The 14,705-nt window shown below is 52.9% G+C and carries 11 protein-coding genes; 7 read left to right on the forward strand and 4 right to left on the reverse strand.

Translation table 11 applies throughout. The features are described from left to right. The 3 genes from B2Q61_RS03055 (at position 1) to B2Q61_RS03065 (ending at position 2,655) form a co-directional block, all read left to right on the forward strand. A complete protein-coding gene (locus B2Q61_RS03055; RefSeq protein ID WP_290621322.1) occupies positions 1-744 on the forward strand; it encodes a 1-acylglycerol-3-phosphate O-acyltransferase in 744 nt (247 codons plus the stop codon). A 4-nt stretch (positions 745-748) separates the two neighbouring features. Next, positions 749-1,120 carry a ribonuclease E inhibitor RraB gene (gene rraB, locus B2Q61_RS03060; protein WP_290621323.1) on the forward strand — a complete coding sequence of 124 codons (372 nt, stop codon included), beginning with the start codon at positions 749-751 and terminating at the stop codon, positions 1,118-1,120. A 167-nt stretch (positions 1,121-1,287) separates the two neighbouring features. After that, a complete protein-coding gene (locus B2Q61_RS03065; protein WP_290621324.1) occupies positions 1,288-2,655 on the forward strand; it encodes a family 14 glycosylhydrolase in 1,368 nt (455 codons plus the stop codon). Between the two features lie 13 nt (positions 2,656-2,668). On the opposite strand, the gene B2Q61_RS03070 is transcribed toward B2Q61_RS03065, so the two are convergent. The 4 genes from B2Q61_RS03070 to zntR all read right to left on the reverse strand — a co-directional run bounded on the left by B2Q61_RS03070 (position 2,669) and on the right by zntR (position 6,604). Further along, positions 2,669-4,420, reverse strand: a complete 1,752-nt coding sequence (locus B2Q61_RS03070; protein WP_290621325.1) for a TIGR03545 family protein — start codon at positions 4,418-4,420, stop codon at positions 2,669-2,671. Positions 4,421-4,430: 10 nt separating this feature from the next. Next, a complete protein-coding gene (locus B2Q61_RS03075; RefSeq protein WP_290621326.1) occupies positions 4,431-4,922 on the reverse strand; it encodes a TIGR03546 family protein in 492 nt (163 codons plus the stop codon). Between the two features lie 111 nt (positions 4,923-5,033). Further along, positions 5,034-6,152: an SO_0444 family Cu/Zn efflux transporter gene (locus B2Q61_RS03080; RefSeq protein WP_290621327.1), complete on the reverse strand. Its 1,119-nt coding sequence runs from the start codon at positions 6,150-6,152 to the stop codon at positions 5,034-5,036. Further along, positions 6,152-6,604: a Zn(2+)-responsive transcriptional regulator gene (gene zntR / locus B2Q61_RS03085; RefSeq protein WP_290621328.1), complete on the reverse strand. Its 453-nt coding sequence runs from the start codon at positions 6,602-6,604 to the stop codon at positions 6,152-6,154. Before zntR ends, B2Q61_RS03080 begins: the two co-directional genes overlap by 1 nt. Positions 6,605-6,781: 177 nt before the next feature. Here zntR and B2Q61_RS03090 point away from each other — a divergent pair, with 177 nt between their 5' ends. The 4 genes from B2Q61_RS03090 to B2Q61_RS03105 all read left to right on the forward strand — a co-directional run bounded on the left by B2Q61_RS03090 (position 6,782) and on the right by B2Q61_RS03105 (position 14,671). After that, entirely contained in the window at positions 6,782-8,359 is a 1,578-nt protein-coding gene (locus tag B2Q61_RS03090) for an amidase (protein WP_290621329.1), read from the forward strand. 136 nt (positions 8,360-8,495) lie between these two features. After that, on the forward strand, positions 8,496-8,921 hold the full coding sequence (locus B2Q61_RS03095; protein ID WP_290621330.1) for a hypothetical protein: 426 nt from the start codon (positions 8,496-8,498) through the stop codon (positions 8,919-8,921). Positions 8,922-8,976: 55 nt separating this feature from the next. Then, entirely contained in the window at positions 8,977-10,887 is a 1,911-nt protein-coding gene (locus B2Q61_RS03100) for an efflux RND transporter periplasmic adaptor subunit (RefSeq protein WP_290621331.1), read from the forward strand. Further along, entirely contained in the window at positions 10,877-14,671 is a 3,795-nt protein-coding gene (locus B2Q61_RS03105) for an efflux RND transporter permease subunit (RefSeq protein ID WP_290621332.1), read from the forward strand. The genes B2Q61_RS03100 and B2Q61_RS03105 overlap by 11 nt, the downstream gene beginning before the upstream one ends. The last annotated feature ends 34 nt before the right edge of the window (positions 14,672-14,705 follow it).

Raw genomic sequence — 14,705 nt, forward strand, 5'->3', positions numbered from 1 at the left:
TTGATTGCTGTAGTTCGGATCATTTTGCTGGCATTGTTTTTTATCGTCAGTACCATCGCGGGGCTACTAGTATGTCTGGTACGGCCTTTTCACCGTAATAATGTCGCGTTATTTTCACACTGGTATGGCCGCGTTTCGTGGATTTTAGGTATTAGTGTCGAGATCCGGCGCGACCCGGCGATCAAAGCGAACACGCCTTATGTATTTATTGCCAATCATCAGAATAATCTCGACCTGTTTACCCTCAGTGGCTCAGTGCTGCCAGGTACGGTGACCCTGGGCAAAAAAAGCCTGAAGTATATCCCGTTTTTTGGGCAGCTATACTGGCTTAGCGGTAATCTGATGATTGACCGCAATAATAAAGAAAAAGCCCTGAGTACCATGCTGGCGGCTGCCGAGCGGATTACCCAGCAAAACCTGTCGGTTTGGATGTTTCCGGAAGGGACCCGCAGTTATGGCCGGGGATTATTACCCTTTAAAATGGGCGCGTTTCATATTGCGCTGGAGGCGAATGTGCAAATGGTGCCGGTGTGTATGAGTACTACCCATCAGCAAATTAAGTTAAACCGCTGGAATAACGGCAAGGTGATTATCCAGATGCTGGCGCCGGTTACCCTGTCAAAAGAGGACAGTATTCGTCAGTTTGCCAAAAATACCCGCCAGTTGATGGCTGAGCAAATCCGGCTGCTTGATACTGAACTTGGCAACGACTACACTGCCAGCAAAACCCCCTTAGAAGAGTAAAAAAATGGAAAACTGGCAGGAATTTACTGAAGATACCGTTAGTGCGTTATTAGAAGATGGCAGCGATCCGGATGCCCTTTATACTGTTGAACATCATTTCTACGATAAAGACTTTAACAAGCTGGAAAAACTGGCGGTAGAGTTGTTTAAGATGGGCTATGAAGTGACCGACGCTGAAGAGGTCGAGTTCGAAGATGGCGCCAGTGCCTGGGTGTTCGATGCTATTCGTGAACAATCATTGGAAGTTGCCCCGATTGTCGCCGATGCGATGAAGCTGGAACAACTGGCGCACAAGCACGGCGTGGAATACGACGGCTGGGGCACCTACTTTGAAGGCGACGAAGAAGACTTCGAGCTGGACGACGACGAAGAGTAAGGCATTGTTTAGCAATAAAAAAACCGCTTGCAGCGGTTTTTTTATTTGTGCTTCGGGCTAGCGGATATTAACGGGTCTGATTTTGTCGTAACTGAACAAGACTTGCAGGGCAACCGCGCGCTTTAATGCGGTAAGGATAACCGGCAATGCCGCTATGGAGGCCACCGATGCACTTACGACTTTTTTGGTTTGCTTTGCTGCTTTACTCCGGGCTGGTCAGTGCCTTTACTGCTAACGTGATGGCCCCGCTGCAGGTAAATGATCGGGCTGAATTTCAACGACAGCTGGCGATAGCCAGGCAAATCGGCGTTGATGGCGTGTCAGTTGATATCTGGTGGGGGCTGGTGGAGAAAGCAGGCGATCAGCAATTTGACTGGCGCTACTATGACGCTATTTTCAGCGATATCCGGGCAGCGGAATTAAAAATCATACCAATAATGGCGTTTCATCAATGTGGTGGCAATGTCGGTGATGATTGCGATATTCCGCTGCCACCGTGGCTTTGGCAGCATTTTCGCCAGCAGGGTGTTGCCGCTGCAGATCTGCAGTATCAGAGCGAATTTGGCAACCGTTCCGTTGAAACCATAGCGCTGTGGGCCGACCAATGGATATTGCCGCAGTATCTGGAGTTTATGCAGGCGTTCGCTGCCCGGTATGCCGCTCTGGCGCCTGCTATCAGTGAGATTAATATTTCAATGGGGCCGGCCGGCGAGTTGCGCTACCCGTCTTATAACAGCCACGATGGTGGCAGAACCGCTTACCCCAGTCGTGGTGGATTTCAGGCATACTCCGCATTGGCCGTGGCCGACTTTCGTCGCGCAATGCAGCAAAAATATCAGAGCATAGCGGCACTTAATCTGGCATGGCAAACCAGTTATAACCAGTTTACGCAGCTGATGCCGCCAGTTGATGGTGATAATTTTATCAACAGTGGTGCGGCCCTGAACACTGGCTATGGCCGCGATTTTACCGGTTGGTACCAACAGGCATTGCTGGCACATGGCCAGCGAATGCTGGATACCGCGCTGACAGCTTTCAGCCAGCAACTGGCAGCCATTGAGATCGGTTTTAAAATTCCCGGTATCCACTGGAAAATGGCGGCGGCTGACGCCAGCGCGCGAAGTGCTGAACTGGCTGCGGGGCTTATCAGTACAGCAAGCCCTTTTAGCAAGGCAAACGGTTTCGGCTACAGCGATATTGTGGGGCTGGCGGCACGTTATGCCTCAGAGCCACGCGGCATTGTATTGCACTTTACTGCGCTGGAAATGGACGATTTACCAGATAACAGCAGTCAGTCGCTGGCAAAGACGCTGGTGCAGTGGCTGGGTGCTGAAGCCGCCCGCCAGCAGGTAGTGGTAAAAGGAGAAAACGCGCTGGCCGGTGGAGTAACCACCCGCCAGGGTTGGGATAATATTGAAGCGGTGTTTCGGCGTGGCCATTACCAGGGTATGACCGTATTGCGACTGGCTCAGGTTACGGATGGCGGCATCGGCCAGCGCCGTTATCAGCAGTTAATCCGCCGGATGCGCCATTAGTACGTTAAATGCGTTAGCCGCCACCGCCAAGCTGTTTGCGCAGTTTGTCTTTTAATTTATCAGCGGCCTGCTCTTTCACATCGGCCAGTTTAGCGTTCAGCATTTGCTCAATGTTACTCTCGATTGATTCGGCAGCACTGTCCTGCTGATCCAGCATCGACAGCCATTCGCTCTGGCCACCCAGTTGCTGCTGCAGTTTGCTGTCGAGTTTATTGCGTAACTCGGTTTGCAGTTCTGCAATTTTCGCTTTGGCTTCACCCAGTATCGCATCGGCCAGCAACTTATCGAGCGGTGAGCGAATACTCACTTGTGGTGCACTGATTAAGCCACTGGCGTTTAAGTTAAGCGGAATTTCTGCTTGCTGATTCAATAGTGCGGCCAGCTGCTGTACATATTTATTATCACTGGCGCCAAACTCAGCTTGCTGCAGTACTACCCTGGCTTGCTGCTCTACATTATTGTCGACCAGATTAAGCTTGCCACTGGTATTTAACGTGGCACTGGCCAGCTTAAGCAGAATATCATCACGGCCAATATCCATACTGTCGACCTGAATGCCCTGCAGCTGCCAGTTTACATTGGTGACCATTTGCTCCAGTACGGCAAAGTCACCATCCAGCTTTAACAAAGACAGCTGTGGCAGGCCAGTTACCTCGGCATTAAAGCGGGTTGCGGCATTTATAATCTGATGTTGCGCAGTAATATCCTGCAATTCTATTAATGCTTCGCCGCCCCCGATCAGCCAGTTAACCCGGGCATTTTTAATCCAGAAATCCGGATAAGGCTGGCTCGGCAGGGGCAAAATCCGGTTAGCCAGAGTGATTTCAGGCTCAACTGTTTGCCCTGCTTCAGCCGATTTTTCCGGAATATAAGGCGCTGCCAGCCGGTATACCGCCTCTAACTGGCCAATCCGCTCACCCCAGAAATCACCCAGTAAAATCTGGCTGATTGGCGCCAGGCCACCATCGCCGATATTGGCCAGATCCTGCAGTTTCTGCCAGTCACTGCTGCTGGCCTCACGTATGGCGGTTACCGCCTGTTGCAATTGCTGCCGGCTCTGGCTCAGGGTTTGCTGTACGTTTTTTAATTTTTGCTGTTCAATCCGCAGGGTATCCTGCAAATTTTTCAGCTGCGCCGCCTTGGCCGTTAAATCGGCGGCATTTTCGATTTTACTGGCGGTAAGCGCTTTAATCTCTGCCTGAATTTGCTCAAGCTTTTCTCTGTCCGGTAGCTGTGATTTTAGATCGCGCAGCACCTGCTGCTGGCTTTTGGCAAGTTGTGTTAATTCTTCACCGCGCTCGACGGTTTTTAAATCAGCCCGGGCTAGTAGCTCGTCAGCATCGGGTAAGTCAAGCCGCAGCAATTGCTGAAAATCAACTTTATCGGCAGGGTCGGCATTAGGGCCGCGAAATACTTTGCCCGGACTGCTGCGCAAAGTGCCGTAGGCTAAGCCATCAACGGATAAGTCGTTGACAACATAGTAGCCAAGTAACGCCGGCCACACTTCAAGCGCAGCCCGTGCATTGCTAAAGCTGATACTGTTATGGCTCGGGTTGGCGTTATCGGTAATCTGTAATTCACTGACATTAAGGGTAAGCGGGGCCAGGCTGACCGAGACATTGCTGATATTGACTTCGGCACCCGCTGCTTTTTCCAGGGTGTAGACCATGCCAAGCCGGATAGCGGTGCCAAGAAACAGATAAACCAGTGCCAACACGACAGCGAGCAGGGTGAGAAAAATTAACCAACCGGATTTACGGATCATTGCTCGCTCCTTAATTTAATTTTTCATACAGCTGAACCAGCTTGCTGGCTTTTAACATCTGCACCACTTTCCATTGCTGCAGTTTGCTCATCACCCGGCCACGATATTGGCTGACCAGCACGGTGCCAAGCCAGGCAACCGGCAACAATAACAGCAGGCCCAGCACAAAGGCACCCAGCACCAGGGTGTGATGCAGATGAAATAATTGCAGCGTTTCGCTTTTGGCCAGCAACTGCAACAGCGCAGGATGTTGCGCATATTGCCAGGTAAGGCTTTCCAGCGCGTCACCGAAAATAAACATCAGGCCACTGCACAGGCCCCATACCAACAGAAAGGTCGCCAGATTGACGGTGAGCAGGCACACCAGCAGCAAAATCAGCAGGGTCAGCAGGCCAAATGGCAGTAAACCGGCCAGCAACCCCAAACCAATGCCCCAGCCTATTTGCCAGGGTGAAGCTTCAGAGTTCAGTACTTTCAGAATTCGGGCAAGCAGGGTTAGCATGGGACATCCTTTATCGACACAATGGTTGCTGTTATATAAGGTAACAGCCACACCGACGTTTGTCAGCCGCCGGTGTGTAAAACAAGGATCTATCTGAAGATTTTAGCCACGCTATGATTGCAGCTGATGACGCAGCCGGCGTTGGTTAAGCTGGCGCCAGATAATTCGTAGAATTAAGCCTGCCAACAACAGGGCTGCCGCCAGTTCCAGCCAGCCGGGTAATACCGAGTGCTGGTGTTGCATTGCGCCCTGCACAGAGATATCAAAATAGGCCAGGCCCTGATCCAGCAACCAGCCAAACAGCACTGACATGACGATAACCCCGAACAAATAGGCGGCCAGCGCTCTGCTACCGAGCTCTTTATACACCACACTGATAGTAGCAATATTAGTTGCCGGACCAGCCTGCATAAACACCAGTGCCGCACCGGGCGAGATACCTACCAGCATCATCGCTGCGGCAATAGGGGTTGATGCGGTGGCACAGACATACATGGGCACTGAAATCAGCACCATTAACAACATGGTCCAGATGCTGCTGCCGTACTGCGTTAAATAATCCATCGGTACCAGGGTTTGCACCAGCGCCGCAAAGAATAAGCCCAGCAGCAGCCACAGGTAAAAGTCGCTGAGCAGTTTGCCGCTGCTGTACTCAAGGCCTTGTTTTGCCTGCTGCCACAGCGTTAATTTTGCCGCTTTGGTTTGATTAGTGGCACAGCATGACGCTTTAACCGGTTCGCTGGTTACCGCTGCGGCTTTGCCGGCACAGCAGCTTTTTGCTGTTGGCAGAGCAGGGGCTGGCGCTGGCTCTGTGACCGGGGTTGCTGGTTCACTGGCCTTACCGACTAATAAACCCGAGACAATGGCGCTTATTATCGCCGCAACCGGCCGCACTATCGCCATTACCGGCCCAAGCAACACATAGGATACAGAAATCGAGTCGACCCCGGTTTCCGGGGTGGCACTTAAAAAAGCAACGGTTGCCCCTTTGCCGGCACCGCCGCGACGTAACTGCATCGCGGCCGGGATCACGCCGCAACTGCACAGCGGCAGTGGCGCACCCAGCAAGGCACCCTTTATCACTGGTTTTATGCCATTCCCGCCCAGTTGCTGCTGCAGCCAGCTCATTGGGATCCAGACTTTCATTATTGCTGCCACCACTAACCCGACCAGCAGCCACGGGGCTGACAGTACAAACAGCTGCCAGAAATTATCGATAAAACTTAGCATTAGTTAGGCTCCTTATTATGTTGCTCACCAGCATGCTGTTCGGGTTTAACCGTGCTGCCTTGCTCCAGCGCTGTCAGAATGGAGCATTCAGTGGCACTGATGCTGCCACCACAACAGGCCTCGTCGAGCTGTTGCAGTGCCTGCTGAAACTGGCTGAGTTCCGCCAGCTGCCTGGCAATTTCCGTAAGCTTTTGTTGTACCTTGTCTTTCACATCACTGCATTGCCACTGGTTTTTGTTATCTTCAATTTGCAGCAGTTCGTTAATTTGCTGCAAACTGAAACCGACACTTTTCGCGCGCAGAATAAAAGCCAGACGCTGGCTATCCGCTTCGCTGTACAGGCGGTAGCCTGCATCAGAGCGGGCGCTTGGCCTTAACAGCTGCTGTTTTTCATAAAAGCGAATGGTATCCACACTGATGCCATGGCGTTTCACTAACTCACCAATTTTCATTCGGTACTCCGATAACACATGTTTTGAATAAACAGTATAAACCCTTGAGCTTACTCCAGAGTCAAGGGGCTGTACTCAATGTTTTGCGAACAATTGCCTGTGCTTTGAGATAAACGGTAGCAGTGAATTGGCTTAATGGGGTTACGATGAGTGCTTGCTGATATAGAAGGAAAACTGATGCGTCATTTTGTGTTACATCTTAGCTTGAGTGTGCTCCTAACTTTAACTGCCTGTTCCGGTGAAAACACGGTTATCAGCGATGATGCGTTGCCGCAACGTCAGGTTAGCCCTGCCTGGCTATCAGCTCAGGCCGCCAGCCAGGCGCTGGCTCAGGGTGAGCTTAGCAGTGAGCAACTGGTAAGCCACTATTTGCAACAAATTGACACCCATAATAAAACCGGTCATGAGTTAGCGGCTATCAGCGATATTAATTCAGATGCGCTTGCCCAGGCGCGAATGCTGGATCAGGAGCGATCTGAGGGAAAGGTGCGCTCAGCATTGCATGGTTTGCCCGTGGTGTTAAAAGCCAATATTTCAACACTGGACAGTATGCCCACTACAGCAGGGGCCCTGGCATTAAAAGGGCACCTGACCCCGGCAGATGCAGCACTGGTCAGTCAGCTACGCGCAGCCGGCGCGATTATTCTGGCAAAAGCTAATTTGTCGGAATGGGCCAATTTTCGTGGTGAAAATTCAGCCAGCGGCTGGTCTGCGCTTGGTGGCCAGGTCCGCAACCCGCACTTACTTAGCCACAGCCCTTGTGGCTCCAGCTCCGGCTCTGCCGTGGCGGTGGCTGCGGATTTCACCTTACTGGCCGTGGGCACCGAAACTGACGGCTCTATTATGTGCCCTTCGGCAATTAATGGCATTGTCGGTATAAAACCAACCCGCAGTGCAGTGTCCGGCGAGGGTATTATACCTATTGCCGCGGCACAGGACATTGCCGGGCCGATGGCCAGAACCGTTTTTGGCGCAGCACTGTTGCTGGATCAGATGCTAAGTTCCGAAGCAAAAAGCCGCTTCAACAGTCCGTTGCACGAGACCGCTTTAAAGAATACCTCGGCAAAAAAAGTGTTGCTGGTTCGCGCGTACGACGATCAGGATAAGGCACTGAAGCCAATGCTGGATAAGCTGACCGCAGAGCTTAAAAATGCAGGAATAGAAGTGATTAGTGCTACTAAGTGGCAACTGCCACCGGAATTGTACCGAGCGGAGTTAGAAGTACTGGTTTATGAATTTAAACGTGATTTAGAAGCATGGCTACAGGCATATCAGGCACCAGCAGAGCGGGACACTATTGCTGAAATAGTGGCATTCAACCGCCAGCAAGGCGAGAAGGCATTGGCTTTTTTTGGTCAGGAGTATTTAGAACAAGCCGACGCCATTGATCTGGATGCCGATAAAGCCAGCTATCAGCAAGCATTGACTGAAAGTCGTAAACTGGCTGAGGAAGCGTTAGATCAGTATTTGCGAGCACAAGGTTTTGATGCCATTATTTTGCCTTCATATGGTCCGGCCTGGCCGATTGATCATGTTAAGGGCGATGCCTTTAACTTTGGCACGTCAACGGCGGCGGCCGTAGCAGGCTATCCGTCGGTGACAATTCCGGCTGGCTTCAGCGGCATCCTGCCTTTAGGTATCAGTCTGGTTGGTTTACCCTGGTCAGAGCCTGAGTTATTAGCGCTGGCCAGCATGCTGGAACAGCAACTGGCAGCCTATCAGCAGCCGGGCTTCGTTCAGCAATTGCCAAACTGAACCAGCTTGGCAATTTTGACTTATTAGCCGCTAAGGCGTACTCTTAGCGGCAAATTGCCTCTGGCATTTTTAAGCTAAACTCACTGACTAATACGGCAGCTAATCCAAACATTATGTTAAGCAACTTATGTAACTTATGTTAAGTACTTTAGTACAACAGCAAAAGCACTGGACTATCCCGTTGATGGTCAGCTTAGCGCTGTCCTGGTGTTTGCTGCTATGTAATGGTCTGGTTAATCAGGCTTATGCTGTCGCTGACTCCCCGCAACATGCAGCCGTTGCGACAACAACGCCGCCTTGTCATGGTGTTACCAGCTTAAATGATGCCCCAGAAAACAGCTCACCGCCCCTTAGCAGCACCCACGATAATTGTTCCGGCTGCGATAGCCAGGCAACCCAGCTCGATCCATTGTCGCTGCCGGCAGTGGTATTATCAGTAAGCTGGCTGCAGGTTACTGAGCTGTGGCCCGGCACTGTCCATGCTGTGGACAACTTTGCCCTGGCGCCCCCGCCCCGACCCTCTGTTCCGCTGTATTTACGTAAAAATCTGCTGCTGATTTGATACCGGCCGTGTTACCTACGGTTATTTTCGGTATGTCTAAAGCAGAGGTTTTACTATGTTTATCCCGGTTAAAAGCAGCTTGCTGGCCAGTGTGCCAGTGTTACTTTTCGTTAGCAGTGCGGTGCTGGCCGAGCCTGCTCAGCAGCATCAGCATGATCATGCCCAACATGACCACGCCCAACATGAAAAAGCCCTGCAAAGCCCGCAGTCAGGTCAAAGCCCGCAGGCAAGTCAAAGCACGCTGCGGCAGCTGATAACGGGTGATAAACCCGCCACTGTCTATACCTGCTCAATGCACCCGCATGTCCGCTCCACTGATCCGGATGATCGCTGCCCGATTTGCGGTATGGCGCTTATTCCGGTAATCACAGATGAAGTTCCGGTAACAACTGATGAAGCAAAAAATCACTCTGACCCTTTTTTTAATGCAGCAGGTGCAGTGCAGCTAAGCCCGCGGGCTCAGGCATTGTTGCAGCCTGAGTTAACACCGGTGCGGCGACAGCAAGCGGAGCATAGTGTGGCGCTGGTAGGCAAGCTGGCTGCCGATCAGAGCCGGCTTAAAACCATCAGTGCCTGGACTTCCGGCCGGATCGACAAGTTTTATCTGGATAGCAGCGGGGTCGATGTCACGGCCGGCCAGCCAATGGTGGAGATTTTCAATCCGGACCTTATTGTTATTCAGCAGGAACTGGTGCAGGCCAAGCAGCTTGGCACAGCTAAGGGCACCAGCCTTAGCGCCGATACTACGCTGGCAGCGGCACGCAGGCGCTTGCGTTTGCTGGGGGTGCCAGCTACTCAGATTGACACTATTTTCCAAAGCGAAACATTACAAGATACGGTAACGATTAGTGCCCCGGTATCGGGCCGGGTACTGGATAAAATGGTCAATGAAGGTGCCTATGTCAGTGCCGGCCAGCCATTATTCAGCGTGCTGGCGCTGGATAAGCTCTGGCTGGAACTGGAAGCCTTTGAGCATCAGCTTGGCGCCATTTCGCCGGGCCAGACTATCAGCGTAGAACTGCTGGCCCTGCCGGGAGAAACATTCAGCAGCACAGTATTGCTGCTGGAACCCCAGGTTGCCAGCAACCAGCGCACCGTAACCGTCCGGGCCGTGCTGGATAACCCGGATGGCCGGTTGTTACCCGGTATGCTGGCCAGGGGCAGACTGCTGGACAGTCAGGATAATGTGTTGCTTATACCGGCATCAGCGGTACTGCATACCGGCAAGCGATCCTTGGTATATGTGCAGCAGGCCGGCCAGCCGGCTAGCTATGTTGGCCGCGAAGTGGTGCTGGGCCGGCGCTTTGCTGATCAGTATCAGGTGTTGGAAGGGCTGAGCGAAGGCGAGCTGGTCGTTAGTAAAGGCGCATTTCGCCTAGACAGCGAGCTGCAAATCCGCGGTCTGCCCAGTATGCTCTCTGCCGACGGTCAAAGCGGCAATCCTCATGCTGGGCATGGTCATCAGCAAATGACCAGCCAGACAGCAGTAGTGGCGCCGGTCGTGCTGGCGCAGCAAGCCAGTTTTAGTCTGACGGCCGCTCAACAAAACGCCATTCTGGAACCCTATCAGCAGTTATATCTGGCGTTAACAGAAGACGATCTGAGCAGCTGGCAGCAGGCTACTGCTGTCTTTGAGCAAGCGATTGCCACAATTAACTGGCCAGCAGCTTTGCAGCAGCAAGTAGCGCAGTTACTGACGAGCGCCGGCCACAGCGAGCATTTCAGTGATCTTGAGCAGGCCCGCGAGCAATACTATTTGCAAACGCAGGCCCTGTTAACCCTGGCAGAGCAGGGCATACTGGCTGCCGGCTGGTACCGGGCATATTGCCCGATGGCACGCGGCGGTGAGGGAGCCAGCTGGTTGCAGCAGCAATCCGCCATTTTAAACCCGTATTTTGGCCCTCAGATGCAAGGCTGTGGCGACATTGAGCAGCAGTACAGCGATGGAGGCCGTCATGTCCACTGAATCTGCAAGACAACAAACAACGTTATTCTCACAGCTGATTAGTGCCTGTCTGCGCCAGAAACTGCTGGTGCTACTGATCAGTGCTTTACTGGTCGTGGTTGGCGTTGGCTACGCGCCTTTTGGCTGGCAGACCGGCATACCGCTTAAACCGGTGGCGGTGGATGCCATTCCAAACCTGGGTGAAAATCAGCAAATTGTGTTTACCGAGTGGCCGGGGCGCTCACCCCAGGATGTCGAAGATCAGCTCAGTTACCCGCTCAGTGTCGCCCTGATGGGCGTAGCCGGGGTTAAGGATGTCCGCACCCTGTCGATGTTTGGTTTTTCCAGCATTGCCGTTATTTTTGATGACAGTGTGGAGTTTTACTGGTCACGCAGCCGCCTGCTGGAGAAACTGGCCAGTCTGCCGGCTGATACATTGCCGGCCGGGGTGCAACCCAGCCTGGGGCCCGATGCGACGGCATTAGGCCAGGTGTTCTGGTATACCTTGGAAGGCCGTGATCCATCAGGTAACACCACCTCAGGCTGGGATCTGGACGAGCTGCGCAGCATTCAGGACTGGTATTTACGCAGCGGTTTACTGGCTGCGGAAGGGATCAGTGAAGTCGCATCGATTGGTGGCTATCAGCGCGAGTATCAGATAGAGGTTGATCCGGACTTACTGCGGATTTATCAGGTTAGCCTGGCCGATGTCACTAATGCTGTGATGGCGGCAAATCTGGATGTCAGCGCCGGCAGCCGCGAGCTTAATGGTGTCGAGTACCTGCTGCGTGGTGTTGGTTTAGTCAAAAACCTTAGCGATATTGAACAGGCGGTGGTGCGTTTAGCACCAGATAATACCCCGATAACGGTAGCTGATGTGGCAAAAGTCAGTACCGGTCCGGCGCAGCGTCGCGGTGCGCTGGATGTGGCTGGAGCAGAAGCAGTGGGTGGTGTGGTAACGGTGCGCCAGGGTTATAATCCGCGCCAGGCTATTGATAATATTTATGCTAAGCTCAACCAGGTTAGCCGCGGTTTGCCTGTCAAAGCGGTTATTGACTGGCAACACAACAGCGCATCACAAGTAGCAGACTTTGCAAAGGCCAATGGCTTACCCGCCTGGGGCAGCGAAAACGGCCAATGGACTACCTTTTTACAACAACAACCGGCTGATAGCTGGCCACAGTGGCTGACCTTAAGTCAGCTGACCGTGGTGCCGTTTTATGATCGCTCTGAGCTGATTAACGAAACCCTGGGTACGCTTGAGCAGGCACTGAGCCTGCAAATTCTGATTACCATCATCGTGGTGCTGGTGCTGTTATGGCACCTGCGGGCAGTATTTGCCGTCAGTATTATGTTGCCATTAGCGGTGCTGCTGAGCTTTATCGGCATGAAACTGTTTGCGGTAGAAGCCAATATCGTGGCACTGGCGGGTATTGCCATCGCTATCGGTACCATTGTTGATATGGCAATCATTGTCAGTGAGAACCTGATCCGGCAGCGGCAGCTGCAACCTGCTCTTAGCGCTTATGCTGCAGTGCAGCGGGCGATGCAGGAGGTAGGGCCGGCAATCGTAACGGCAATCAGCACCACTATCGTCAGCTTTTTACCGGTATTCAGTATGACAGGGGCCGAAGGTAAGCTGTTTGGTCCGCTGGCGTACAGTAAAACCCTGGTATTACTGGCGGCAGCCTCGCTGGCGTTAACATTATTACCGGTAATGCTGTTTTTGCTGTTCTCACCGCGGCTGCAGCGGCTTAAGAACACCTTGCAGGGGCTAACTGGCCGCTGGCCCCGCTTAACCTTGCCGGACAATCTCAATAACCGGCTGCGGGCATTACTGTTATTAGTGTTGTTACTAACAGTCACCGGCTTGCTGGCTTATTTCTGGCAGCCGCTGGGTCCGGCTGCAGGCTTGCTGAGCAATATTCTGCTGGTTGCTACCCTGCTTGGCACAGTACTCGTGTGTTTCTGGCTGTTTTTAGTCTGCTATCTGCCGTTACTGCGACTGATTCTAAAGGTGAAGCTGCTGTTTATGCTGCTGCCGCTGTTGCTGGTATTGCACGGGCTTAGTATCTGGTTGGGTGCTGAGCGGGTATTGCCCTGGGTAGAGGCCGACAGCGCGACAGCCCAGCGTTACCCCGGCATGGGGCGGGAGTTTATGCCGGCTCTGGATGAAGGGGCGTTTTTATTAATGCCCAGCCTGATGCCGCATGCCTCCATAGCCGAAGCCCTGGCTGTGCTGCAACAGCAGGACAGGGCTATTGCTGCTATTCCTGAAGTGCGCTCGGTAGTCGGTAAAGTTGGCAGGGCCGACACCGCACTTGACCCGGCACCGCTTGGGATGATTGAAACCCTTATTCAGTACCATAGTGAGTATAAAACTGACACCGCCGGTAACCGGCAGTATTTTCGCTATGACAGTGCCGACGAGCAATTTGTCAGAGACAGTAGCGGCGAGCTTATCGCTGATGCCGAAGGCCGGCCATACCGGCAATGGCGGAATCATATTAACAGCCCGGACGATATCTGGCAGGAGATTATTCAGGCCGCACAGTTGCCCGGGGTTACGTCAGCGCCAAAATTACAACCGATCGAAACCCGTCAGCTGATGCTGCAAACCGGAATGCGCGCAGCAATGGGCATCAAACTGGCGGCACCTGACCTGGCTACCTTGGGGCAAACTGCATTACAACTTGAGCAGATACTGCGACAGGCGCCTGCTGTATTGGCAACAACAGTTAATGCCGAGCGGGTTGTCGGCCAGCCTTATCTGGAAATTCATCCGGACCGGGCTGAAATCGCCAGACATGGCCTGAGTATGCAGCAGGTGCAACAGGCCATTGCCACCGCGATTGGCGGCATGGATGCCGGCCGGATCATTGATGGCCGTGAACGTTATCCCATCCGGGTGCGTTATCTGCGCGAGCAGCGCGATACTCTGGAGCAGCTGGCTGACGTATTAGTCGACACCCCGGCTGGTTATCCGCTGCCGTTAACCCAGCTAGCGGAAATCCGCTATCAGCGCGGGCCGCAGATGATCCGCTCGGAAAATACCTTTTTAACCGCCTATGTCACTTTTGGCGGTAAGCCGGGCATGGCTGAAGTTGAGGTGGTGGATGCTGTTGCGGCTTATCTGGATCAACAGCGTAGCAGTGGTGCCTGGCAGTTGCCTGCCGGGGTCAGTTACAGCTTTGCCGGCAGTTTTGAGCAGCAGCAGCGGGCAGCAACAACCCTGCTGTGGGTGGTGCCGCTGGCACTTATCATTATTTTTATGTTGCTGTACCTGCAATTTCGGCGGGTTAGTACCACAATGATGATCTTCAGCAGTATTGCTGTCGCCTGGGCCGGCGGCTTTATTATGCTCGACTGGTTTGGGCAGAGCGGCTTTTTAAATATCAGCCTGTTTGGTACCAATTTGCGCGAGCTGTTTCAGCTGCAGCCGTATAATCTGAGTATTGCCGTCTGGGTAGGGTTTCTGGCGTTATTTGGTATCGCAGTCGATGACGGTATTGTGATGGCCAGTTACTTAAAGCAGGCCTTTACCAACAGCAAACCGGGCAGTACAGCAGAGGTGCGGGCGCTGGTGCTTTCAGCCGCAGCAAAGCGGATCCGGCCCTGTCTGATGACCTCGGCCACCACTATTCTGGCATTAATGCCGGTGTTAAGTGCCACCGGCCGCGGTGCTGATTTAATGATCCCTATGGCCATCCCGACCTTTGGCGGGATGGTATTTGTACTGCTAAGCGTATTTATGGTGCCGGTGTTGTATTGTGCGGTGGAGGAAAGGAAATTGCGGAGTAAGTAAATGCGATCGACTGAAACTTTAAGGGTAAGACTGG

The sequence above is a fragment of the Arsukibacterium sp. UBA5043 genome (genome assembly GCA_002415085.1).
GTDB lineage: Bacteria > Pseudomonadota > Gammaproteobacteria > Enterobacterales > Alteromonadaceae > Alishewanella.

What these genes read in the sequence shown, in the direction of transcription:
- rraB (WP_290621323.1), top strand. Translation starts at nt 749, where the DNA reads ATGGAAAACTGGCAGGAATTTACTGAAGATACCGTTAGTGCGTTATTA.
- B2Q61_RS03065 (WP_290621324.1), top strand. Translation starts at nt 1,288, where the DNA reads ATGCACTTACGACTTTTTTGGTTTGCTTTGCTGCTTTACTCCGGGCTG.
- B2Q61_RS03070 (WP_290621325.1), bottom strand. Translation starts at nt 4,420, where the DNA reads ATGATCCGTAAATCCGGTTGGTTAATTTTTCTCACCCTGCTCGCTGTC.
- B2Q61_RS03075 (WP_290621326.1), bottom strand. Translation starts at nt 4,922, where the DNA reads ATGCTAACCCTGCTTGCCCGAATTCTGAAAGTACTGAACTCTGAAGCT.
- B2Q61_RS03080 (WP_290621327.1), bottom strand. Translation starts at nt 6,152, where the DNA reads ATGCTAAGTTTTATCGATAATTTCTGGCAGCTGTTTGTACTGTCAGCC.
- zntR (WP_290621328.1), bottom strand. Translation starts at nt 6,604, where the DNA reads ATGAAAATTGGTGAGTTAGTGAAACGCCATGGCATCAGTGTGGATACC.
- B2Q61_RS03090 (WP_290621329.1), top strand. Translation starts at nt 6,782, where the DNA reads ATGCGTCATTTTGTGTTACATCTTAGCTTGAGTGTGCTCCTAACTTTA.
- B2Q61_RS03095 (WP_290621330.1), top strand. Translation starts at nt 8,496, where the DNA reads ATGTTAAGTACTTTAGTACAACAGCAAAAGCACTGGACTATCCCGTTG.
- B2Q61_RS03100 (WP_290621331.1), top strand. Translation starts at nt 8,977, where the DNA reads ATGTTTATCCCGGTTAAAAGCAGCTTGCTGGCCAGTGTGCCAGTGTTA.
- B2Q61_RS03105 (WP_290621332.1), top strand. Translation starts at nt 10,877, where the DNA reads ATGTCCACTGAATCTGCAAGACAACAAACAACGTTATTCTCACAGCTG.